The following is a 21,614-nucleotide window of genomic DNA, read 5'->3' on the forward strand; positions in this document are numbered from 1 at the left end:
CAGAGAATGCCGGGCGAAGCTGAGGGACGGCTGAGCGTCGCTGAGAGGCTCCTCAGCTCACGCGGAGCCGAGCTCCGCGCTCGCCGATCCGCAGAACGCGGCGAGCGCCGGGGGGCGCACCTCTCACGCGGAGCCGAGCTCCGCGCTCGCCGATCCGCAGAACGCGGCGAGCGCCGGGAGGCGCACCTCCAGGCGGGCGCCGCCCTGCGGCGATCGGCCCGCCCGCACGGCGCCGCCGTGCTGCTCCGTGATGCGCTGCACGAGGGCCAGGCCGAGGCCCGCGCCGCCGGCGTCGCGGGATCGGCTGGAGGCGACCCGCGTGAACCGCTCGAACACGCGCGCGCGGTCCTGCTCCGGGATCCCGGGGCCGTCGTCGTCCACGCGCAGGACGACCTCGCGATCGTCGATCTCCGTGGTGACGATCACGCGGGACGCGGCGTACCGCGCCGCGTTGTCGAGCAGGTTGCGCACGAGGTGCTCGAGGCCGCGGCGGTCGCCGCGGACCTTGGCCGCGCTCACCCCGCGGGTGTCGACGGGGACGGCGCGGGCGCGCGCGGCCTCCTCGAGCACGACGTCGTCGAGATCGATCTCGTCGTGAGGCGGCGCGCGCTGCTCGTCGAGGCGCGCGAGCGCGAGCAGATCCGCGACGAGCGCCTCGAGCCGCAGGATCTCGGCGAGCAGCCCGCGCTGGACCGTCGAGGGATCCGCCCGGTCCGGGTGCGCGAGCGAGACCTCGAGCGAGGTGCGCACGGCGGCGATGGGGCTGCGCAGCTCGTGCGAGGCGTCCGACACGAACTCCCGCTGGCGGCGCGCGCCGTCGGCGAGCCGGTCGAGCATGCCGTTCAGCGTGCGCCCGAGCTCGGCCACCTCGTCGAACGTCGGCGGCACCGCGAGCCGCTCGCCCGTGGTCGCGTCGGCGATGCCGGCGGCGCGCAGCGTCATGGCGCGCACCGGCCGGAGCGTGCGGCCGATCAGGACCCACGCCGCCGCCGTGAGGAGAAGGACCAGCGCGGGGATGCCGACCGCGAGCACCCGGGTCAGCGTCCTCGTGCTGCGGAGGACGTCGTCCAGCGGGCTCATGGCAATGGCGGTGAGCGGCCCGTCGGCCGGTGACACGATCGGCATCTCGACGACGGACCACGGCGGCGCGCGCCGACCGAGCCCCGGCGGTGGGGCAGGCAGCGCTGGCGGGTCCGTCGGGGCAAGGCCGAAGCCGAAGGTAAGGGGCGGGGGAAATTCCGCGGCGGTCTCCCGGGTGACCTCCGTGCCGTCCTGCCGGAAGAGGCGGATGAACCTGGGCGGCGGCGCCTCGATCTTCAGCCCATCGACGGGTACGCCGAGCTCGATCTGCGCGCGGAGGGCCTCCAGCTCGGCGCGGTTCGCGTCCTCGACGGCCCGGAGCACGGTCGCCTCGACGGCGCGCACGAGCAGGGCGCCGCCCAGGGTGAGGCCCGCGCCCGACAGGACCGCGACCGCGACCGTCAGCCGCACGCGGAGCGAGCCGGCCCGCGCGAGCATGCCTGCGCGGTGCGAGCGCCGCGCGTCAGCCATGCCGCCGCTCCTCGCGCAACCGATAGCCCACGCCGCGCACGGTCTCGAGGCTGCGGCGCCCGAAGGGCGCGTCGATCTTCTGTCGGAGGTACCGCACGTACACCTCCACGACGTTGGGATCGCCCGGGAAATCGAGGCCCCAGACCACATCGAGGATGCGCTGCTTGGGGACGACCTCGCCGCGGCGGCGCATGAGCGCGTCGAGCAGCGCGAACTCGCGCGGGGTGAGCGAGATGTCCTGCCCGTCGCGCCGGCACCTGCGCGTCGCTGGATCCAGCTCCAGATCGCCCACGCGCAGCACGGCGGGCCGCGGGGCCGCTCCGCGGCGCACCAGCGCCCTGAGCCGCGCCACCAGGACGACGTACGAGAAGGGTTTCGAGAGGAAGTCGTCCGCCCCCGTGTCGAGCGCCTCCGCGACGTCGTACTCCCCGTCCTTCGCCGTGAGCATCAGGATCGGCGTCCAGACGTCGCGCTCGCGCAGCGCCGCGCACACCTCGTACCCGTTCAGGTCTGGCAGCAGGATGTCGAGGATGACGGCCGCGTACTGGCCCTCGGTCGCGCGCCACAGCCCGTCCGCCCCGCTCCGCACCGCGTCCACGGCGAAGCCCTCGGCCGCGAGTCCGCTCGCGATGGCCTCCGCCAGCCGCTCCTCGTCTTCCACCAACAGCACGCGCATGGCCCCCCCAGGATGCCAGAAGATCCTGAGAGCTTCCTGAGAACTCGGCCTCGGCAAGAGGTGAGCTCCGGGCTGCGCTCCTCAAGCGACGCTCCGCGGCGGATATCCGAACGTGCGCTTGAACGCATGGGCGAAGGCGCTCTGCGAGCTATAGCCGACCTCGGCCGCCACGCTCGCGATGGGCTCCCGCCCTTCGCACAGCAATCGTCGCGCCAGCACCATGCGCCAATGAGTGAGATAATCGAGCGGCGGCCGACCAACGCGCGCCACGAAGCGGGCCGAGAAGGCGGAGCGCGACATGCCGACACGCGCTGCCAGCCGGGCCACCGTCCAGGGCTCGGCCACCTCGCTATGCATGAGCCGGAGCGCCGCGCCGACCTGCCGATCTGCCAGGGCGCCGATCCAGCCGACGCGATCCTCGGCACCCATCGCGATATAAGCACGGATCGCCTCGACCAGGAGGATTTCCGCCAGACGGTCGGCGATGAGCGGGGCCCCCGGCCGGTCCTCGCCGATCTCCGCCTCCAGGCACGCCAACGTCCGCGCGACGGCTCCCGCCCCGGGCGAGGCACGATCGACCCGGAGGAACGCGGGCAGCGCCTCCAGGATGAAGGCCGCATCGCCATCGGCGAAGTCGACGCTCCCGCCCAGAAGCCCTGTCTGGAGGCCGTCGCCCAGGCGCAAGACGTCACGGCCCGGCTGCGCGTAGAACGGCGCGCCGTCCACAGGCTCGACCGCAGGGTCGCTCGCTACCGTATAGGGAGTATCGCCGATCAGGAACACGTCGCCCTCGGTCAGCGCCTCCGGCGGGTGGTCGGGCAGGAGCATCCAGCACCGCCCGCGCAGGAGCGCGACGAACTTCAGCCTCGCCTTGCCGGGAAAGGCGAGCGCCCAGTCGCCCGACGCCTCGAACCGCGTGGACCTGACGCTGCGCACGCCCAGGGCCGACAGCACATGGGAGAGGGGATCCTGCGTCTCTCTGGACGATCGCGACAAAATCATGGCCGAACAATCCTGGAGCGACCGGCCTCGCCCGACTAGCCTTATTCGAACGCAACCCAGGAGGCATCACATGACCATCGAGGGCAAGGTCGTCGCGATCACGGGCGGCGGCAGAGGGATCGGCCGGGCCACAGCGATTCTTCTGGCCTCGCGCGGCGCGCGGATCGTGATCGGCGCCCGGCGCGAAGCGGAGATCGCGGCGGTCGCGGGAGAGATCGAGGCGGCCGGGGGGCGTGCGATTCATCGAATCACCGACGTCACCAAGCGAGCGGACCTTCAAGGGCTGGTGGACTTCGCCTGCGACCGGTTTGGACGGCTCGACGTCCTCGTCAACAACGCGGGCATCGCCCCGATCTCGCGCTTCGACGCGCTGCACGTCCATGATTGGGACGCAATGATCGACGTGAACCTCAAGGGCGTTCTTTACGGCATTGCCGCCGCGCTGCCCGTCTTCGGTCGGCAGAAGAGCGGCCACATCGTCAATGTCATCTCCGTCGCCGGCCTCAAGGTCGTGCCCACGATGGGCGTCTACGGCGCCACCAAGAACGCGGTCCGCACGATCACCGAGGCGCTGCGCCAGGAGTCCGGGCCGAACCTGCGCGTCACCGAGATCTCCCCCGGCATGATCGCGACGGATTTCGCGGACACGATCACCGACGAGGCGACGCGGAGCGCGATCCGGTCGACCGCCGATTCCATCGCGATCCCGGCGGACTCGATCGCCCGCGCCATTGCCTTCGCGATCGAGCAGCCGCCCGAGGTCAACGTCGGAAGCGTCGTCGTGTGGCCTACGGCGCAGGGCTGAGGACAGGACGAGGGGGTGACGGCCCTCGTGCACGCGGAAGAACAGCGAAGTCCCCGGGAACCCGAGCAGGTTCGATGCCGCCAGTAAGAAGCGTCGCGCGCCCACTTCGTCGCGATGCCCGTCTCTTCGCCTTCCGCATCCGTCGTGGCGAGCCGCTTCCAGTCAGATGCCGGCCCCGCGCACCAGAAGGACCATCCCCGTCCCCATCACGGCGGCGCCGGCATAGCGCAGCCCCCGCGACAGGGACTCTCGACCAGCGGCGAGCTCGCCGAGGACGAGACCGCAGAGATGAAGCACGGTCGTGCTCAGCAGAAAGCCCATGGCATACAGCGCCGGGCTGACCGCATGAGGCATCTCCAGGCCGTGGGCATGTCCGTGAAAGACACCGAACATCGCCACGCATCCGGAGAGCAGGAACGGTGAGGAGCCACGGGTCGTGGTGACGATGCCGAGACCGAGCGCCGCGACCGACGCCGCGATGCAAAGCTCGCCCAGGGGCATGGGCCATTGCGCCATTCCCAGGAGGCCGCCGACCAGCATCGCGGCGACGAACGTGGCGGGGATCCGGAGGAGGTGCTTTCCGCCGAGCTGCGAGCTGACGACACCGACGCTCACCATCGCGAGCAGGTGGTCCGCGCCGAACACCGGATGGAAGAGGCCCTTCAGAAATCCCGCGTCGGCGCCGCCCGGGTGCGCCCAGGTCACGGAGGGCCACGAGACGAGCGTGGCGACGAGCAGGGCGCGCGCGCCGGGACATGAAGCCCATCCCATCGTCTTTTGGATCGTGGAGTTCATGAAGCGCCTCTCCTCGTCAGGCGTTCGCCACGCGCGCTGCCGCCGATGCAGGATCGCTGTGGAAGAGCTTGTAGGCGAGCGCCGCGAGCAAGAGCTCGGTACCTGCGATGAGCACGTTCGGGTAGAGCGGCACGCCCGCGACGACCGGGAGCGGCACGTCGGGTCCCGCGAGCAGGCTGGTCCCCGGGATGAGCCACGTAATGTAGAAGAAGGGCGTCCAGATGATGACGACGATCCAGGCCGCCACGTTGAACCCGACCTGCGGCTCCATGGACCGCCGCCACATCATCCACAATCCGACGATCGTCACGCCACACAGGATGAGCAGCATGAGGGCGTCATGAAAGCGCGCATGCTCATGCCATGCAGGGTTGAACAGGTGGGTTTCATTCCAGTCCACGCCGACAGCGACGATGGCGCCGCTCGCCAGAACGAACGTGAGAACGACTCTTCCCAGGGTACTGCGGTTCATGGTGATAGGCTCCTGACTCTCGTTGGTTGAAATAGCCCGCTTCCCTCATCAGCGCGGCCATGTTGCGAGCGGATCGGCCCCGTCGGCGTTGCCGATCTTGATAAGGCCAGCCCCCATGGTCTCTTGCTTCTGCGCGGTTTGGACCGCTTCGCACGGGGATGCGGTGGAGCTGATGATGTTCCCGGGGATGCGACCGACATGGCCGTGAGCCCGAGCTTTTCCTTCCGCACATGATTATTCATGGGCTCTCCGCGGTGGATCACGAAGACCATAGCCGCCCATTCGCCAAGATAACAATATATTGATCCAATCGATCGATTTGATCCTCTGATTGATCCATGGTACGGTCGAATGTCGTGGACCTACGACACCTTCGCTATTTCCTGGCCGTCGCCGAAGAACGCCATTTCGGCCGCGCCGCGCAGCGACTGCACATCGTTCAGCCGGCGCTGAGCATGCAGATTCGGGCGCTCGAAGACGAGATCGGCGGCGCGCTGTTCGTGCGGACGAGTCGGCGCGTGGAGCTGACCGAAGCCGGCGCATTGCTGGTCGTCGAGGCGCAGCGGGCGGTCGCGCAGGCGGAGCGGGCCAAGGCGATCGTCCAGCAATCGCTGCGCGGCGACATCGGCAACGTTCGCATCGGTTACGCGGGCAACGCGATCCTCACTGGCAAGATGACGGACCACCTGCGAGCGTTCCGCAGAGCCCATCCTGCCGCGGAGATCGAGCTGCGCGAGATGCCACCTTCGAGGCAGGCGGAAGCCGTGTTGACCGGCGAGGTTGACGTCGGCTACTGCCCGGCGTTCGCTCTCAAGGTAGATCCGCGGTTGAGCGTCCAACCGATCGGCGCTTGGCCGCTGGTGGTCGCGATGGCAGAGGAGCACACGCTCGCGGCGCACAGGCGCGTGACGCCGAAGATGCTCGCCGGAGAGCCGCTCATCATGTTCCCATCGGAAGAGGCCGGTGGCGACGTGATGAAGAGATTGATTCTCATGATAGGACGCGAGCCGCGCCGGGTCCACCGCGCCGACACCACCTTGAGCATGCTGTCGTTGGCCGGCGCAGGCCTGGGCGTGGCGCTGGCTCCAAAACCGCTGATTCAGGTGAAGGTTCCCCGCATCGTCTATCGTCCGTTCGTCGCGCCGAAGAACATCTTCGCCGAGCTGCTCCTGATCGGCCGCGCTGACGAGACCGCCGGCGCTGTACGCGCCTTCGTGAAGCTGGCATCCGGCTCCTCGGATCGGGCCACATCACGGTCGTAAGCTCCCTTTCGTCGATGTCCGCGTCGCCTCCCGGGCCGCGCGCCTCGGCCGGTCGCGACGTCGGCTTCATGACCGCCAAGGCCCTGCGCCTTCTCGACCTGTACGGCGTCGAGATCCTGGGCGCTGCGGCGCGCGAGGCCATCGCCCGCGGCACCCACGATCCCGGCGCCCTCGCCGTGCTTCGCGAGGAGCGCCGCCGCGCCGCCGACGGCCCTGTCCCCATCGACATCGATCTCGGAGGCCACGTCCCCGATCGCGACGTGATCCCCCACGACCTGGAGTCCTACGATGCCCAACGATGGCGTTCCGAGCGGCGTCGGCAAGACCATGCTCGCCCAGAACCTCGGCATGCTCGCGCTCCAGCGCGGCTACACCGTGCGCTTCACGACGTTGTCGGCCGCGCTCGCAGATCTGCTCAAGCAGGAGTCGTTGCCGGCCCTGGAGCGGCGGATACGGAAATACACGTCCCCGTCGCTGCTGATCCCACCCAGGGCAGGTCCCGCAGTTTGGGCTTGACGTCTCCGAAATGTTTGGACTTCCTTCTCCCTTTGGACGTCCTTCTCCCATGTTCCAGTTCCCACCCTGATACTTGTAGTGGGGTCGATTGACGCGAGATGTGAAGAGCTTTGGGTCTGTGTGTGAAGCTGCTCGGCTGTAGTTGACCCGCTTGGCACAAGGTGCCAGATAAGCGGCGGTGCACGCTGGATGCTGACCAGCGATCGTGGAACGGGAGGCGGGTATGGATTCGCGAGCAGTGGGCGTGGTTGTTGTTCTCGTGTCAATGTTTGCGTTCGGTGCGTGCGTCGGGGGCGACCAAAGCGGCGCAGAGGAGACTGGAGAGGCTCAAAGCGCTCTCTGTCGCAATCTTCGGCCCGGCGATCCGCACTATCCTGCTTGGATTCGGTGCTGTGACAGGGGCGACGGGACTAGCACCTGGACCAACAAAGATCATGTGAATTCCGTCTGGGAGAGCGACTGCAAGTCGTACGGAATCCCGGAGTAGATCCTCGACGTTCGGAGCTGGATCGCGTGGGAAGGCGCTTCGTTGCGACTAGGCAAGACCTGCCGAGACGCGTCGGAGCCACGCCCCCAGACGGCGCGATTACTCCCGCACCGGCTCGTGCAGGTGCACCCCGAAGTGCTCGCGGTATCCGCGCCGCGCGGCCAGGCGCGGCGCGTCGTCGCCGCGGCTGACCTACTCCTCGAACGCTTGCGCGTACGTCTCCGGAGCGACCTCGCGCGCGCCGAGCCGGAGCTTCTTGCCGGCGAGCGCCTCCAGGAGGAGCGTGGCGACCCGGTGCTCGGCGCCGCCCGCGCGGGACGACCCCGACGCGAACAGGTGCACGAGCGTGAGCCTCGGCGGCGCGTCCGCCGCCATCATCTCGCTCGCACCGTGGGCAGTGGAGTGAACGCGGCCCTTCGGTGCATGGATAAGTTGCTGATACAGCGTCACCCTTTTCAAGGAGGAATGCGGATCGCGAAACGTTCTCTATGTCAACCAGGGCGTGCAGCGTGGCTATACGGTGGGACCGGTGATGCCGCGAGCCGTTCACCGCGGGCGACGCGGCGGCGCAGGGCGCCCCGTTGGGCCACCTCGGAGCCACCCTCGGCGGCGAAACACGCGGAAACCATTAAAATTCCTACTGTTTCCGGCGACCGCTCGTCATCGACCGGTGTTCCTGGCGGGATTTCTGACGCGCGGAGTTAGCTCGTTGCCGCGCCAGGCTTGGCCTGCACGGGCGGCGGCGTCCGCGTGATGCTCCGCCAGGTGTCGACGGCCCAGTCCCGGTCCGACTCGTCCTTGCAGACGATGGTGCAACGCGCGAGCCGGCCGGCCTCGGGGCACACCATGATGGCCATGAGCACCCAGCACGGCTCGGGCTGGTCATCGCTCTCGCCGTGCATCCACAGCGCGGCGCCCGCGAGCGGCCCCGCCTCGTGCTCGTAGCGCAGCCCCGACATCTCGTGCGGCGGGAAGGTGTCCAGCACCTCCTTGGCGGTGAAGGGCGCGCCGTCGTGCCGCCGGTAGATCATCGACGAGAGCGAGACCTCGCGGCGCTCGCCCGGATCGAACATCCGCAGCGTCTCCCCGCCGTACAGGAGCTCGGAATCGAAGGAAGGATCGACCTGGATGGCCCAGCCACAATGGAAGTAGAACCGGATCGGGATGATCTCGCAGGTGGGCGCCATGGCGGCGCCCAGCGTAGGCGCTCCGCGCGGCGAACGCACGCCGACCAGCATCGGCGTGGTTGCCCGAAGACGTGGCACGACCGGCGGCGAGATCGGAATGCGCGGCGCGCGCCGCGGTGAGATCGGAAGGCGCGGCGCGCGCGGCGGCCAGGCGACGGCGGCGGTCGGCGCGCTCAGCCGGCGAGGCCGGGCCGTCCGGGGGAGAAGGGGGACAGATCCAGCGGCGGCTGCTCGCCCGCGATCTGCGCCGCGACGATCGCCGCGGTGACGGGGGCGAGGAGCACGCCGTTGCGGAAGTGCCCCGTCGCGAAGACGAGCCGCGGGATCTCCCCCTCCCCGAGGATCGGCAGATCGTCCTTCGTGTGCGGCCGGAGCCCGGCCCACGTCCTGCCGATCGGCGCGTCGCCGAGCGCGGGCACGAGGCGGAGCGCCGCGGTCAGCAGATCGCGCACGGCGCGCGACGTCACGGCCGTGACGTAGCCGGCGAACTCCATGGTCGCGCCGACGAGCACGCGCCCGTCGTCGCGCGGCGACAGGTAGCACCCGGGCCCGAAGATCACCTGCGACAGCACCGGCGACGCCGGCGTGAGCTCGACGATCTGCCCGCGCACGGGGCGCACCGCGGCGGGCGCGAGGCTCGAGGCCTCGAGCAGCGACGACCAGCTCCCCGCGGCGACCACCGTCCAGCGCGCCTCGACCCGGGTGCCGTCCTCGAGCTGCGCGCCGCACGCCTGCTCGCGCTCGACGAGGACGCGCCGGACGGTCGCCCCGCTGCGGAACTGCACGCCGGCGCGCTCGGCCGCGATGCGCAGCGCGCGCATGAGCGACGGCGGATCGATCCGCGCCTCGTCGGCGAGCCACACGCCGCCGGCGACCTCGTCACAGAGCGCCGGCGCGCGCGCCCGCGCCGCGCCGCCGTCGCAGAGCTCGACGGAGAGGCCGGCCTCCCGCTGCCAGGCGATCTCGCGCGCGATCTCGTCGCGCCCGGCCGCGGAGAGCGCCACGCGCAGCGCGCCGCACCGCCGGAAGCCCACGTCGATGCCCGTCGCCTCGGCGAGCGAGGCGGCGAGCTCCGGGTAGAGGTCGCGGCTCGCGAGGCAGAGCCGCGCGAGGGGGCCGTCGCCGGCGGCCTCGAGCTGGGGGCCGATGATGCCCGCCGCCGCCCAGGAGGCGCCCTCGCCCGGGTTGCGCTCGAGGACGCGCACGGACAGCCCGCGCCGCGCGAGGGCGAGCGCCGACGCGCACCCGGCCACGCCGCCGCCGATCACCACCACGTCGCTCATCGGCGCGTGCATAGCACGCCGGGGGCGGAGGGGAGCCGAGCGGGAGCGCTGCGGGGGGCTGGCGCCGGGATCAGCCGCCCGACGCATGGCCCGATCACCGCTGCCGCTGGGCTCAGTCGGGGGAGATCGGCGCGGCCAGCGGCCGCTGCTGCCGCGCGTGGAAGAGGCGCAGCAGCCAGAGGTCAGCGTCGGGGGCACCCGGCAGGGGTGGGGCGAAGGGCTGCGGACGCCCGGCAGGGGTGGGGGGAAGGGCTGCGGACGCCCGGCAGGGGGTGGGGGAAAGGCTGCGGACGCCCGGCAGGGGGTGGTGGAAGCGCTGCGGACGCCCGGCAGGGGGTGGTGGAAGCGCTGCGGACGCCCGGCAGGGGGTGGTGGAAGCGCTGCGGACGCCCGGCAGGGGGTGGTGGAAGCGCTGCGGGCGCCCGGCAGGAGGGAAGCGCTGCGGGCGCCCGGCAAGGGGGGAAGCGCTGCGGGCGTCCGGCAGGGGGAAGCGCTGCCGGGGGTCGGCGGGGCGGGAGGCGGCGGATGAACGGTGTGCTCGCGCGGAAGAACGGGCTAGAACACCGATCACGTCGATCGAGCGAGAAATGAACCGCCAAGGCGCCGAGGACGCCAAGAAGACGATATCTTGGCGCCTTGGCGGTTCGATATCCCGCGCGTTTCAGGCGGGTTCAACGCGTTTGTCGCTCCAGGGGTCTGAAGCAGGAAGCAAGAGGAGAGGACCGTATGCGGATCGTCATGGAAATCCGAGAGGACGCGTTCCGTACGCCCAAGAGCCCGCGGCAGGTCGCCGACGAGATGCGGCAGGCGGCGGCTGTGTTCTGGGTCGCTCGAGGGGACGTGGCGCCGGAAGCGGTGAACGAGATCGCCGTGCCGTCCGCACCCGAGAAGGAGGGCACGTTGTACGAATTGCTCATGCAGGGGCCCAACGTGGGTGACGATGCCGACTTCGAGCGACCCGTCGAGCACGGGCGGGAGCTGCCCGAGTGGGGTACCTGATCGATACGAACGTCGCCTCCGAGCTGCGCAAGGCGGGAGCGGCGCACCCGCGCTTCATCGCCTGGTCGACGCGCGTGGAACAGAGCGCCATGTTCCTCTCCGTGCTTGTCGTCGGGGAGATCCGACGCGGCATCGAAAGCTTGCGTCGCAAGGACACTGTACAAGCACAGATCCTGGAAGCCTGGCTGGCTCGCATCCTCCTTGCGTTTAGCGGACGGATTCTGCCAGTGACCCAGGAGATAGCAGAGGTCTGGGGTCGCCTGTCCGTACCAGACAAGTTGCCGATCGTCGATGGCCTCCTCGCCGCCACGGCCATTGTCCACGATTTGACCCTCGTTACTCGCAATGTCCGAGACGTCGCGCGCAGCGGGGTGAAGCTCATCAATCCTTTTGACGAGCCCTCCTCGCAGCCCTGACGACACGACCCAGAGAGCCCTGGTACGAGGCCACCGGCCCGCGTACGTTCTCCGCGTTTGCCGGTGCGTCAGGGAGGAGTTGGCGTCGCGACGAGGCTACGCCGACGCCCCTCCGTCGCGCTCCTTGATTGTCGCTGTGGGGCCACTCGCACTCGCGTCGGCATCGGCGTCGGACGGTTCTGTCGCGATCTCCGTGGCCGCTGAGGCGGTTTGCGGGGCCTCGGCGGCGGTTTCTTGAGCCGCTGACGCGGTCTTCGGAGCCTCGGTGGCGGTTTCTTGAGCCGCTGAGGCGGTTTCCGCAGCCGAGGTGGGGGGCCCCGCCGTTGAGGCGGTCTCCGCAGCCTCGGTGGGAGGGGGCCCCGCCGTTGAGGCGGTCTCCGCAGCCTCGGTGGGAGGGGGCGCGGCTGCTGCGGCAGTTGGCGCAGCAGGCGTCGCGGCTTTCGGCGCCGTTGCGCTCCCCTCGGCCGCCGGCGTCGCCTCGGCGGCCGCCGTCGCGGCCCCCTCCGCGGTCGTCGCCGCTGCCGCGGTCCTGGACGCCTTCGCTGCAGCAGCCTTCGGCGCCTTCGCCTCCGGTTCCGGAGCCGCCGCAGCCGGCTCGGCGCCCGTCGCCTTCGCCTTGGCCGGCGCCGCCTCCGTCGCCTTGGCCGGCGCCGCCTCCGTCGCCTTGGCCGGCGCCGCCTCCGTCGCCTTGGCCGGCGCCGCCTCCGTCGCCTTGGCCGGCGCCGCCTCCGTCGCCTTGGCCGGCGCCGCCTCCGTCGCCTTGGCCGGCGCCGCCTCCGTCGCCTTGGCCGGCGCCCCCGCCGCCTTCGCCTTCTTCTCCTTCGCCGCCTTCGCCTCGAGCGCGCCCGCCGCGATCGGCTCGCGCGTGCCCTTGCCGACCGCGCGCGGATCGCCGTACGGGAACGCCGCGCTGCCGCTCGCGTCGATCGGCTTGCGCGGCGCCTCCGGATCCGTCGCGGGGCTCGGCGGCGGCGCGATCGGCCGCGGCGCGCGCAGGCGGTTGCCCGGGCCGGCCTGGGTCCAGACCTGCACGTCGCCGAGCACGCGCGCCCTGTTCGCCATCCGCCGCTGGCCCTTCGCGCCGAGCAGCCGCTCCACGAACGTCGGGGGCGACGTCGCGCCGGGCTCCCCCTTCACCCAGCACGTGTAGTCGCCGATGCCGGTGCCCCGGAACGTCTCGCGGCAGACCGCGATCCCGTGCTCGGACGCGATCTCGCTGAGGAGCCGTCCCGGCTCGGTCTCGACCGTCATGTGCTCGTTGACGAAGGTGACCCTGGGCATCGCTGGACGGGCAGCGTCCTGCTCCCCCGCGGCGAGCGCGTCAAGAACAGGAGCAACCCGAGCGCGCGCCGCGCACGCTCGCCCCGCTCCGCGCGCCGCTCGCTGCGCGCTCTGCGCCGCGCACGCTCGCTGCGCGCCGCGCACGCTCGCCCCGCGTCCGTCAGGCTTGCTTCGCGTCCCGCACGCGGTGGAGCACCCGCGCGATGCCGAACAGGTTCCAGCCAGCGAACCCGAGGAACAGCGCCACGAGCGCCACCGCCCAGCGCGAGGCGCGCGGCGAGCTGCCGTCGATGAGCAGCCAGGCGTCGTCCGTCACGGCCGTCCCCGTCTGCTCCTCCACCTCGGCGGCGAGCCGCGCGTGCCGGATCCCCGCGCTCCTGAACGGCACGAGCCGCCCGGCGAACGCGCTCGGCGGCACGAAGCGCGGGCCCTCGAAGCCCTCCGGCACCCGGATCTCCACCCACAGCCCCGGGTTGCCGGCCACCGGCGCCAGCCGGAACGAGTCGCCCTCCGCGGCCCGCCCGTACCGGATCGCGCCGCGCGTGCCGAGCAGACCCGCGGCGCGCACGTAGCGGTTCTCGAGGTCCGCCGCCGGGCGCAGCGGCGCGAGCTCGCCCACGTCGACGGGGCGGCCCGGCGACAGCGCGTAGCGCGCCTCCCCGAGCAGCGCGATGGCCATCCACAGCGCGGCGATCGCGGTCACCGCCATCAGCACCACCGTGACCGTGCGCTCCTGCCGCGGCGGCGCGGGCAGCGCGAGCAGCTCCGGATCGGGCCCCGTCAGGTCGAGGCCGGGGCCGCCCGGGCCGCGCGGCAAGGATTCCAGGGTCGAGGTCGGGTCGGTGGGCACGCTTCGCCGAGTATATAGCCGGAGCGCCGGCCGGGGTGCACGAGCCGCGCCGCGTCCCTTCGACGCCGCGCGCGGCAGGGCCGCTCGACGGCCCACCCCGCCAGAGACAACCCGGCCCCGGAGCGGTTCCGGTCGGCGCGCGCTTGCCCGCCCGCGGCGGCTTGCCTAGCCTAGCCGCGATGGCCTCGAAGAATGACAGCTCCATCGTCTGCCCGTCGTGCGGCGCCAACAACGCCTCGGTGACGGCGAGCGGGCGCTGCGTCGCATGCGGCGCCCGGATGGGCTCTCTGCAGCCTCTCCGCGACGCCGATCTCGATCGCCACCGCCGCTACCAGCAGGAGGGCTTCTCCCTGCTCTGGTGCCTCATCGCCCTGGTCCTCCAGAGCGTGCTCACCGCGGCGCTCGTCGGCGGCCTGCCCATGATCGTGCAGCAGCTCGACTTCGAGGGGTCGAACGGGATGATCGTCGCCATCCCTGTGTGGTTCATCGGCGGCGTCCTCCTCGGCATGATCTCGCCAGGCAAGACGTTCCTGGAGCCGGTCGTCGCCTCGTTCCTCGTCGCGATCCCGACGGTCTTCTACCTGCTGCAGAGCCAGACCGTGCGGACGATGCCGCTCTTCATGTACGTGATCATGGCCCTCATCGGCGTGCTGTTCACGCTGATCGGCGCCTACCTGGGCGAGCGCATCCAGATGGGCCCGCCCCCCGCGAAGGCCTCGGACTGAGGCCCCCGCCATGACGAGGCCGCTCGACGCGGCGAGGCCGTCCGGAGCGGCGAGGCCGCCCGGAGCGGTGACGCCCCCCGGCGCGACGACACCGTCGGACGCGGCGAGGCCGCCCGGCGCGACGACACCGTCGGACGCGGCGAGGCCGCCCGGCGCGGCGGCACCGTCGGACGCGGCGAGGCCGCCCGGCGCGACGGCGAGCGCCGCGGCAGCAGGGACGGCCGCCCGGCGGATCGCGGCAGCGCTCGCCGCGCTCGTGGCGGTCCACGGTGCCTCCGGGTGCGGCCGGTCGGCCGAGCAGCACGAGGCGGACGCGCTCCTGCACGCCATCGACGCGCTGCGCGACGCCCCGAGCGAGCCGCGCGCCGCGCGCGAGGCGCTGCTCGCCGAGCTCGAGCGGCACCCCGCGTCGACCCCTCCGGCCGTCAACGCGAGGGACACCTGCGCCCGGGCCTACCGCCTGCTGCTCGACGCGACGGCCGCCGAGGCGCGCGTCCGCGCCCTGCTCGCGGCGCCCGCGGGGTCCGCCGGTCCCGGGGCGCTGTCGGATCTCGCCGACCTCGCCGCGGCGGACGCCAAGATCAAGGAGAGCGCCGCGACCATGCCGAGGTGCGCCGAGGCGCTCGCGGACCTCCGCCGCGCCGCCCGGCGCGGGATGTAACCCGGAAGCCGCCGGCACCGCGCCGGCCGCCGCGCCCCGGCGCTCCGCCGCGCCCCGGCGCTCCGCCGCGCCCCGGCGCTCCGCCGCGCCCCGGCGCTCCGCCGCGCCCGCGCCGCGCCGGGCGCCGCGGTGGCCGCCCCGCGCCCCGGCGCCCCGCGGGCCCGCGCCGGTCCACATGGACGTGCGCTTCAAGGAGGCAAGGCATCCGCGCTCGCGGTCCCCTGTGCTAAGACCGCCCTGCCATGTTCGACACGCTGACACGGGGCTTTCGTCAGGCCAGAAACCGCCTCGCCGGGCTCACGGAGCTCACCGAGAGCAACATCGACGCCGCGCTCCGCGAGGTGAGGCTGAGCCTGCTCGAGGCAGACGTCGAGATCGGCGTCGTCAAGGCGTTCCTCGCCCGCGTCAAGCAGGCCGCGCTCGGCCGCACGCTGGAGACCCGCGTGAAGCACGCCGGCGAGGTCCTCCAGGTCTCGGCGAGCGACCACTTCATCAAGATCTGCCACGACGAGCTCGAGGCGATGATGACCCACGAGGGCGACGAGATCGCCTGGGCCGACGGCGCGCCCACGGGCATCATGATGGTCGGCCTCCAGGGCTCCGGTAAGACGACGAGCTGCGCGAAGCTCGCGCGCTACCTCGAGAAGCAGGGCCGCAAGCCGCTGCTCGTCGCGGCCGACATGCAGCGCCCCGCCGCCGTCGAGCAGCTCAAGGTGCTCGGCGAGCAGCTCAAGGTCCCCGTGTTCAACATCCCCGGCGAGTCGCCGGTGGCCATCTGCGCCGCGGCCCGCGGCGAGGCGAAGCGGACCGGCCGCGACGTCATCATCTACGACACCGCCGGCCGCCTCGCGATCGACGAGCCGCTCATGCAGGAGCTCGCGCAGATCAAGGACGCCACGACGCCGGACAACATCTTCCTCGTCGTCGACGCGATGATCGGCCAGGACGCCGTGAAGACGGCGCGCGGCTTCAACGAGCGGCTGTCGATCAGCGGCGTCGTGCTGACGAAGCTCGACGGCGACGCGCGCGGCGGCGCGGCGCTCAGCATCAAGGAGGTCACCGGCGCGCCGGTCCTCTTCAGCGGCATCGGCGAGACGGCCGACAAGTTCGAGCCGTTCCGCGCCGACGGCATGGCGAGCCGCATCCTCGGCATGGGCGACGTCGTCGGCCTCATGCAGGACTTCGAGGAGGTCGTCGACCAGAAGAAGGCCGAGAAGGACGCCGCCCGGATGCTCCAGGGCGACTTCACGCTCGACGACTTCCTCGATCAGGTGCGGATGATCCAGAAGATGGGGTCGCTGAAGGACCTCGTCGACAAGCTGCCCCTCGGCGGCATGTTCCCGGGCGGGCTGCCGCAGGACGTCAACCTCGACGACCGGGAGCTCGTCCGCATCCAGGCGATCATCCAGTCGATGACCCGCACGGAGAAGAGCGACCCCTACGCGCTCGTCCGCGAGCCGAAGCGGGTGGAGCGCATCGCGAAGGGCTCGGGCTCCAAGCCCGAGGCCGTGACGGAGCTCGTCCAGAAGTTCCTCTTCATGCGCCAGATGATGAGCGGCCTCGGCCAGAACATGGGCCTGATGGGCAAGATCCCCGGCATGAAGCAGATGGCCATGGCCAAGAACATGCGGGAGATGCAGAAGCAGATGATGGCCGGCGGCGGGATGCCCGGGATGGGGATGCCCGGCATGGGCGGCTTCCCGGGGATGGGCTTCCCGGGGATGGGCTTCCCGGGGATGGGGATGCCCGGCATGGGCGGCTTCCCCGGCGCCGGCGCGGCGGGCCCGAACCTGACGAAGATGAAGACGCTCAGCGCCAGCGAGCGCAACGCCAAGAAGGCGCAGCGCAAGCGCGAGCGCGACGCCCGCAAGAAGGGGCGGAAGTAGCGGCGGCCCGCGTGCGCCGGCCCGGTAGCCCGCGGCGCGTTGTGGACGGTGCGCGCGAGGCGCGGGCGCACGCGCGGGCCCTGGTGCTGGCCGGCGCGGCCTTCGCGGCGGCCTCGTGCTCCAGGGGCGGCGGGGGCGAGCAGGGGACCGCGCCTGCCGGATCGGCCGGGAGGGCGCCGGCGACGTCCGCCAGCGGGGGCGCGGGTCGCGGCGCGGACACCGCGGCGCGGAGGCAGCTCGCCGCCGTGAAGGAGCTCGCGGTACGCAAGCTCGCGCCGGGCGCGGCGATCTCGATCGACGGCCGGCTCGACGAGCCGGCGTGGCAGGGGGCGGCGAGGACAGGCCCGTTCGTCAACGTGGGCACGGGCCGCGAGGACCGGTCGCTGCCCACGCAGGGCGAGGCGCGGCTGCTCTGGGACGACGCGTTCCTCTACGTGGGATTCGACGTCATCGACGGGACGATCACCGGCGGGTTCCCCGTGGACGCGCGCGATCCGCACCTCTGGGAGCGGGACACCGTCGAGGTGATGATCGACCCCGACGGCGACGGAGACAACAAGGACTATTACGAGATCCAGATAAGCCCCCAGAACCTCGTCTTCGACTCGCAGTTCGACGGCTACAACGCTCCGCGGGGCGGCCCGAGCGGGCCTTTCGGTCACCAGGAATGGAGCGCGGGGCTCACCAGCGCGGTGGAGCTGAGGGGGACGATCGACGACGACTCGGACGAGGACCGAGGCTACGTTGTCGAGGCGAAGATCCCGTGGAGCTCGTTCGCGAAGGCGAAGGCGGCGCCGCCGTCGCCGGGGGATGCGTGGCGGATGAACTTCTACGCCATGCAGAACAACGGTGGGACGGCGTGGTCGCCGATCCTGGGCGAGGGGAACTTCCACCGGGCGCGGCGGTTCGGTCGGGTCCGCTTCGTCGGGGCCGGGGGCGAGGCGGGCGGTGCGGGGGCGCCCGCGCGCGACGCGGGCCCGGCGCCCGCGGCGGCGCCGTCCGCGAAGCCGCCCGGCGCGACGAGCGCCGCGGGCGAAAGGCCGGGCGCTGCGGCGCCCTCCGCGGCGCCCGGGCCGAAGCCGGGCTACCGGGCCGATCCGCCCGACCGCTGAGCGGCGCCTGGTTTTCCCTGTCCCGCGGCGACGACCTCGCGGCGACGAACACGCCGCGATCAATCCGGCGCGGCCGAGGTGTCGACCTCGTGGGCACCGATGTCAACCGCACCACCGACGGGACGAGGGGTCCCGTCCAGATCGTCCGGCACGGCGAGGTCGAGGAAGGCCCCACGGTTCATCGCTGGCGAGCCGAGCCTCAGGCGATAGTCGTCGCTCGCCGGGTCGACGAACAGCGCCTCCGGCGCCACGACGAACGAGTGCCTGTCTTGCCCTGTAGCTCGTTGCCACGCCGCGAGGCTGATGATCGTCTCCCCCCCATCCCTGCTGAAGCGGTTCACGACCACGTTGTGATCGCTGTGGAAGCAAGGGTCCTCCGCGCCGCCGGGATAGATCAGGATGGAGCCCCTGTTGAGGCGCGGCGTGTAGAGGATGTTGTTCACGATCCTGTTGCACCTCGGGTTCTTGATGCCGTCCGGCGATGCGGGGATGTTGATCACCCAGCGGCTGCCCTCCGCCATCACGATGGTGTTGTTGTAGACGTTGTTGCGGCTGGAGCCTTCGCTGCCGTCGATCGCGTAGAGAGATATCCCGCTCGCGTGATTGCTGAAGAGCAGGTTGTTCCGGATGACGCTGTCGCTTACGCCGTCGCAGTTGATGGCCGAGGCGCCCGCGGCGCCGTTCTCCCAGATGACGTTGGCCTCGACCGTGGCGAAGCTGATGAGCCCGTCGCCGGGCGTGAAGTTCCTGTCGCCGTTCATGTGAACGCCGGCCGATTGGTTGTGGTGGAGGAGGTTGCCGCGAACCACGGGGAAGTCGCCGCTGTTGCTCGTGTAGACGCCGTGCTCGCCGTTGGACTCGGACTCGTTGCCCTGGATGACCACGAAATCGCTGAACGCCGTGAAGATCCCGGTTCTCCCGCTGTCGTGGACGTGGCAGTTCTGGACCGTGATGTCGCGCGTGCCGCGCAGGTCGACGCCGGATCTGTCAGCGCCAGGGATATCGAAGCCGTCGATCACCCAGTGCCGAACGACGCCGTCGAACATCTCGACCTCGATGTTGCTGCCGTGCTGGTTGTTCGGCCCGGCGGTGGCCACCACGGCTCCCCAGGGTGGCACGGCCCGCAGGGTCTTGGGCCGGCCGGCCTCGCCCGAGCGTTCGATGCGACACCCCGCGTAGACTCCTGGCAATACGATGGTCGTGTCGCCAGGACGCATGGTGTCGACCGCGTGCTGGAGAGTCGCCCACGCCCTCCTGGCCGTCAGGCCGTCGTTTGCGTCGTTGCCGACGTCGTCGACATAAAACGTCCTCGCTGCCGCCGGCCCGTGGATCAGGGCGACCGCGGCGAACGTCAACAGGGATAGAGCACCGTTGATACCCATCTCCAAGCTCCTTGTGAAGGATGTTGGCCGTCACGGACGAATGCACACACACGCGCGAGCTCTCATGAATGTCCCGGGGCGCCGACGTCCTGCGGCGCGCTGGGCGCCATCGGCGTTGCTCTCGGAGAGCGACCAGCGCGTCCGAAGTCGCTTTGTCCGAGCCGTTCCGCCGTGACGTCGCGCCACGGTGGCTCGCAAGCCCGGTCATCGACGCCGCCGGGGACATTGACGGGAGACGCCCGCGTCGGTCCTGCGCGAAGATCTCTTGTGCGAATTTCCTGAGATTGCCGAAAGACGGGCAGAGGATAAACCCGGGCAAGGATGGTCGCAATGCGCAAATGCATCTGGTCGCGGCGGAGGCCACGACGTCTTGGACGCGCATCGGTTCGTGCGCGACGGCGGGTGAGCGGGAGCGCGTCCGGCCGTGGTGCGCGCTCCGGAAGGAGGGGTGTTCACTGGCGTAGGCGCCTCGAACGGCCCTCTCGCGAGCGCCGAGGCGCCACGAACCTCGGAGTGGGAGCGAGCTCGAGCCGGCGATGCGGGGCGCGCGAGCGGCGCGGGTTCAAGGGCGCCGCGTGCGCCCGTCGCGTCGAGGCCGAAGAGATCACGAGGGGATGCGCTCGTGATCGAGCCGCCCACGTCACGCGCTCATTGCATTGATACAGTGTGGCTCGCTGCCGGTCCGTCGAGCAGCGCGTCGGCGGAGCAGGATCGCGCGTCCGTTGCTCCCCCTCGTCGTACCCGGCTCCGCGCCACGGAGCGCCGCGAGACCGCAGGCTCACGGCCACCTGCATCGTGGAGAGGCCCTGCGGTGCGCCGGGGCGTGATCAATTTCCCCGGAATGGAAGAGCCTCACGTGGCTTGCGCCGGAGGTCTTCTGTCGCCTAATGTGCCAGGTGCGCGCCGTCGTCGGCGACGTCAGCTCAAGAGGTGCTCGATATGCGTCGATTTCAGTGTCGCGTCTTCGTGGTCGCGTCCATCGCCTCGGGGCTGCTCGCGGCCACACCGGTGCACGCGGCGTCCGTGATGACGGTGAACCGGGCAACGTGGGGAGCGAGCGCCGTACCTGAGTACGTCAACATGAACATCTACGTCCCGGACCGGCTGGCGGAGAAGCCGCCCATCGTGGTGGCCTGCCACTCTTGCAGCACGCCGGTGAGCGGGTTCTTCAACAGCATCTCGGGCATCCGCGCGGGGGCCGACCAGAACGGGTTCATCATCATCCTGCCGGAAGCCACCGGCCGGAACTGCTGGGACGTGGGCTCGATGAAGTCCCTGACCCACGACGGCGGCGGCGACACGCAGGCCGTCGCTCAGATGGTGAAGTACACGCTCGCGCAGTACAACGGCGACCCGGAGCGGGTCTACGTGATGGGGGGCTCGTCCGGCGCGATGATGACCCAGGCCATGCTGGCCGTGTACCCGGACATCTTCAGGGCGGGCGCGGCGAGGGCGGGCGTGGCAGCAGGGTGCTGGGCGGACGGCTTCGACCCGAGCAACCAGTGGAGCGGCAACTGCGCGGGCGGCAGGACGAGCAAGACGGCGCAGCAATGGGGAGACCTGGTTCGCGCGATGTATCCTGGCTACACGGGACATCGCCCGCGCCTCCAGATATTCCACGGCACGGCCGACGCGACGATCAACTACAAGAACCAGGCCGAGGCGATCAAGGAATGGACGAACGTCCTGGGACTGAGCGAGACCCCGACCTCGACCGACAGCACGACCACCGCGAACAGGACCACCTATGAGCGCCAGTTCTGGAAGGACGAATGTGGCAACACGGTGTTCGAGGCCTGGTCAGGAAAAGACGGCGCGCACTCCATGCCGTATGAGCACGACGCCATCCTTGCGTTCTTCGGTCTGGACACGGCCGGTGGTACCGATCCAGAGGTCGATTGCTCGGGCCCCGGCGGCAGCGGTGGCATGGGCGGCTCGGGCGGCGACGACGGGGGCAATCAGAACGTCGGCGGCGGCGGCGGCGGCGGCGGCGGCGGCGGCGGCGCCGGACCTGCTGCGGGAAGCGGCGGCATCGCGGGCGAGGGCGCAAGCGCCGGCGGCGTGACGGGCGGCAGCGCCTCGAGCGGCGCCGCCGGTGGCGACGACCCCGGCGCGGGCCCAGCTCCCGCATCCGGATCCGGCGGGTGCGCCCAGGCCGCCGGCCATGGGGGGCCGAAGAGCTCCCACGCAGCGGCCATCGCCATGGGCCTCGCGCTGCTGGCGATCCGTCGCCGGCATCGAAACAGCGGGTGCTGATACGCTGTCC

Annotated in this window: 21 protein-coding genes; 10 read left to right on the top strand and 11 right to left on the bottom strand. The window is 71.2% G+C overall.

The window, feature by feature from the left end; genetic code table 11:
• Positions 1-123: 123 nt before the first annotated feature.
• From WMF24_RS45605 to WMF24_RS45615, 3 genes are all read right to left on the bottom strand, one after another.
• The gene (locus tag WMF24_RS45605; protein WP_437733756.1) at positions 124-1,551 is read right to left on the bottom strand and encodes a HAMP domain-containing sensor histidine kinase; all 1,428 of its coding nucleotides are present in this window, start codon (positions 1,549-1,551) and stop codon (positions 124-126) included.
• On the bottom strand, positions 1,544-2,227 hold the full coding sequence (locus WMF24_RS45610) for a response regulator transcription factor (protein WP_437733757.1): 684 nt from the start codon (positions 2,225-2,227) through the stop codon (positions 1,544-1,546). The genes WMF24_RS45605 and WMF24_RS45610 overlap by 8 nt, the downstream gene beginning before the upstream one ends.
• Positions 2,228-2,308: 81 nt before the next feature.
• Positions 2,309-3,229, bottom strand: coding sequence for an AraC family transcriptional regulator (locus tag WMF24_RS45615; protein WP_437733758.1), 921 nt, complete (start codon positions 3,227-3,229; stop codon positions 2,309-2,311).
• Positions 3,230-3,299: 70 nt separating this feature from the next.
• On the opposite strand from WMF24_RS45615, the gene WMF24_RS45620 reads away from it, so the two are divergent.
• Positions 3,300-4,034, top strand: coding sequence for an SDR family oxidoreductase (locus WMF24_RS45620; protein WP_437733759.1), 735 nt, complete (start codon positions 3,300-3,302; stop codon positions 4,032-4,034).
• Between the two features lie 162 nt (positions 4,035-4,196).
• On the opposite strand, the gene WMF24_RS45625 is transcribed toward WMF24_RS45620, so the two are convergent.
• Positions 4,197-4,739 carry a HupE/UreJ family protein gene (locus WMF24_RS45625; RefSeq protein ID WP_437733760.1) on the bottom strand — a complete coding sequence of 181 codons (543 nt, stop codon included), beginning with the start codon at positions 4,737-4,739 and terminating at the stop codon, positions 4,197-4,199.
• Between the two features lie 106 nt (positions 4,740-4,845).
• A complete protein-coding gene (locus WMF24_RS45630) occupies positions 4,846-5,301 on the bottom strand; it encodes a DUF6640 family protein (protein ID WP_437733761.1) in 456 nt (151 codons plus the stop codon).
• Positions 5,302-5,657: 356 nt separating this feature from the next.
• Between WMF24_RS45630 and WMF24_RS45635 the strand changes: the two genes are divergently transcribed.
• Both WMF24_RS45635 and WMF24_RS45640 read left to right on the top strand, forming a co-directional pair.
• A complete protein-coding gene (locus WMF24_RS45635) occupies positions 5,658-6,563 on the top strand; it encodes a LysR substrate-binding domain-containing protein (protein ID WP_437733762.1) in 906 nt (301 codons plus the stop codon).
• Between the two features lie 288 nt (positions 6,564-6,851).
• On the top strand, positions 6,852-7,079 hold the full coding sequence (locus WMF24_RS45640; RefSeq protein ID WP_437733763.1) for an ATP-binding protein: 228 nt from the start codon (positions 6,852-6,854) through the stop codon (positions 7,077-7,079).
• A gap of 679 nt (positions 7,080-7,758) precedes the next feature.
• On the opposite strand, the gene WMF24_RS45645 is transcribed toward WMF24_RS45640, so the two are convergent.
• The 3 genes from WMF24_RS45645 to thiO form a co-directional block, all read right to left on the bottom strand.
• Positions 7,759-7,944, bottom strand: coding sequence for a hypothetical protein (locus WMF24_RS45645; RefSeq protein WP_437733764.1), 186 nt, complete (start codon positions 7,942-7,944; stop codon positions 7,759-7,761).
• A gap of 323 nt (positions 7,945-8,267) precedes the next feature.
• The gene (locus WMF24_RS45650; RefSeq protein ID WP_437733765.1) at positions 8,268-8,753 is read right to left on the bottom strand and encodes a hypothetical protein; all 486 of its coding nucleotides are present in this window, start codon (positions 8,751-8,753) and stop codon (positions 8,268-8,270) included.
• Between the two features lie 173 nt (positions 8,754-8,926).
• Complete coding sequence (gene thiO, locus WMF24_RS45655) at positions 8,927-10,036, bottom strand: glycine oxidase ThiO (protein WP_437733766.1); 1,110 nt, start codon at positions 10,034-10,036, stop codon at positions 8,927-8,929.
• Between the two features lie 726 nt (positions 10,037-10,762).
• Here thiO and WMF24_RS45660 point away from each other — a divergent pair.
• Together WMF24_RS45660 and WMF24_RS45665 are read left to right on the top strand one after the other, a co-directional pair.
• The gene (locus tag WMF24_RS45660) at positions 10,763-11,035 is read left to right on the top strand and encodes a hypothetical protein (protein ID WP_437733767.1); all 273 of its coding nucleotides are present in this window, start codon (positions 10,763-10,765) and stop codon (positions 11,033-11,035) included.
• The gene (locus tag WMF24_RS45665) at positions 11,023-11,451 is read left to right on the top strand and encodes a type II toxin-antitoxin system VapC family toxin (RefSeq protein WP_437733768.1); all 429 of its coding nucleotides are present in this window, start codon (positions 11,023-11,025) and stop codon (positions 11,449-11,451) included. The genes WMF24_RS45660 and WMF24_RS45665 overlap by 13 nt, the downstream gene beginning before the upstream one ends.
• A gap of 96 nt (positions 11,452-11,547) precedes the next feature.
• On the opposite strand, the gene WMF24_RS45670 is transcribed toward WMF24_RS45665, so the two are convergent.
• Positions 11,548-12,732 (bottom strand): hypothetical protein, encoded by a 1,185-nt coding sequence (locus WMF24_RS45670; RefSeq protein WP_437733769.1) that lies wholly within the window; start codon positions 12,730-12,732, stop codon positions 11,548-11,550.
• A gap of 160 nt (positions 12,733-12,892) precedes the next feature.
• Positions 12,893-13,582, bottom strand: coding sequence for a hypothetical protein (locus WMF24_RS45675; protein ID WP_437733770.1), 690 nt, complete (start codon positions 13,580-13,582; stop codon positions 12,893-12,895).
• A gap of 179 nt (positions 13,583-13,761) precedes the next feature.
• Here WMF24_RS45675 and WMF24_RS45680 point away from each other — a divergent pair, with 179 nt between their 5' ends.
• The 4 genes from WMF24_RS45680 to WMF24_RS45695 all read left to right on the top strand — a co-directional run bounded on the left by WMF24_RS45680 (position 13,762) and on the right by WMF24_RS45695 (position 17,966).
• Entirely contained in the window at positions 13,762-14,307 is a 546-nt protein-coding gene (locus tag WMF24_RS45680) for a hypothetical protein (RefSeq protein WP_437733771.1), read from the top strand.
• Between the two features lie 10 nt (positions 14,308-14,317).
• On the top strand, positions 14,318-14,968 hold the full coding sequence (locus WMF24_RS45685) for a hypothetical protein (RefSeq protein ID WP_437733772.1): 651 nt from the start codon (positions 14,318-14,320) through the stop codon (positions 14,966-14,968).
• Positions 14,969-15,210: 242 nt separating this feature from the next.
• The gene (ffh, locus tag WMF24_RS45690; protein ID WP_437733773.1) at positions 15,211-16,854 is read left to right on the top strand and encodes a signal recognition particle protein; all 1,644 of its coding nucleotides are present in this window, start codon (positions 15,211-15,213) and stop codon (positions 16,852-16,854) included.
• Positions 16,855-16,895: 41 nt separating this feature from the next.
• Positions 16,896-17,966, top strand: coding sequence for a carbohydrate-binding family 9-like protein (locus WMF24_RS45695; RefSeq protein ID WP_437733774.1), 1,071 nt, complete (start codon positions 16,896-16,898; stop codon positions 17,964-17,966).
• A gap of 59 nt (positions 17,967-18,025) precedes the next feature.
• Here the strand turns inward: WMF24_RS45695 and WMF24_RS45700 are convergent, their stop codons facing one another.
• On the bottom strand, positions 18,026-19,348 hold the full coding sequence (locus tag WMF24_RS45700) for a right-handed parallel beta-helix repeat-containing protein (protein ID WP_437733775.1): 1,323 nt from the start codon (positions 19,346-19,348) through the stop codon (positions 18,026-18,028).
• A 939-nt stretch (positions 19,349-20,287) separates the two neighbouring features.
• Between WMF24_RS45700 and WMF24_RS45705 the strand changes: the two genes are divergently transcribed.
• Positions 20,288-21,604: an extracellular catalytic domain type 1 short-chain-length polyhydroxyalkanoate depolymerase gene (locus tag WMF24_RS45705; protein WP_437733776.1), complete on the top strand. Its 1,317-nt coding sequence runs from the start codon at positions 20,288-20,290 to the stop codon at positions 21,602-21,604.
• Positions 21,605-21,614: the final 10 nt, after the last annotated feature.

Source organism: Sorangium sp. So ce1335, from assembly GCF_051521615.1.
In the GTDB taxonomy this organism is placed as follows: Bacteria; Myxococcota_A; Polyangia; order Polyangiales; family Polyangiaceae; genus Sorangium.

Coding starts and splice junctions, on each gene's coding strand:
- WMF24_RS45605 (WP_437733756.1), bottom strand. CDS start 1,551: ATGGCTGACGCGCGGCGCTCGCACCGCGCAGGCATGCTCGCGCGGGCC.
- WMF24_RS45610 (WP_437733757.1), bottom strand. CDS start 2,227: ATGCGCGTGCTGTTGGTGGAAGACGAGGAGCGGCTGGCGGAGGCCATC.
- WMF24_RS45615 (WP_437733758.1), bottom strand. CDS start 3,229: ATGATTTTGTCGCGATCGTCCAGAGAGACGCAGGATCCCCTCTCCCAT.
- WMF24_RS45620 (WP_437733759.1), top strand. CDS start 3,300: ATGACCATCGAGGGCAAGGTCGTCGCGATCACGGGCGGCGGCAGAGGG.
- WMF24_RS45630 (WP_437733761.1), bottom strand. CDS start 5,301: ATGAACCGCAGTACCCTGGGAAGAGTCGTTCTCACGTTCGTTCTGGCG.
- WMF24_RS45640 (WP_437733763.1), top strand. CDS start 6,852: ATGCCCAACGATGGCGTTCCGAGCGGCGTCGGCAAGACCATGCTCGCC.
- WMF24_RS45645 (WP_437733764.1), bottom strand. CDS start 7,944: ATGATGGCGGCGGACGCGCCGCCGAGGCTCACGCTCGTGCACCTGTTC.
- WMF24_RS45650 (WP_437733765.1), bottom strand. CDS start 8,753: ATGGCGCCCACCTGCGAGATCATCCCGATCCGGTTCTACTTCCATTGT.
- thiO (WP_437733766.1), bottom strand. CDS start 10,036: ATGAGCGACGTGGTGGTGATCGGCGGCGGCGTGGCCGGGTGCGCGTCG.
- WMF24_RS45660 (WP_437733767.1), top strand. CDS start 10,763: ATGCGGATCGTCATGGAAATCCGAGAGGACGCGTTCCGTACGCCCAAG.
- WMF24_RS45670 (WP_437733769.1), bottom strand. CDS start 12,732: ATGCCCAGGGTCACCTTCGTCAACGAGCACATGACGGTCGAGACCGAG.
- WMF24_RS45680 (WP_437733771.1), top strand. CDS start 13,762: ATGGCCTCGAAGAATGACAGCTCCATCGTCTGCCCGTCGTGCGGCGCC.
- WMF24_RS45685 (WP_437733772.1), top strand. CDS start 14,318: ATGACGAGGCCGCTCGACGCGGCGAGGCCGTCCGGAGCGGCGAGGCCG.
- ffh (WP_437733773.1), top strand. CDS start 15,211: ATGTTCGACACGCTGACACGGGGCTTTCGTCAGGCCAGAAACCGCCTC.
- WMF24_RS45700 (WP_437733775.1), bottom strand. CDS start 19,348: ATGGGTATCAACGGTGCTCTATCCCTGTTGACGTTCGCCGCGGTCGCC.
- WMF24_RS45705 (WP_437733776.1), top strand. CDS start 20,288: ATGCGTCGATTTCAGTGTCGCGTCTTCGTGGTCGCGTCCATCGCCTCG.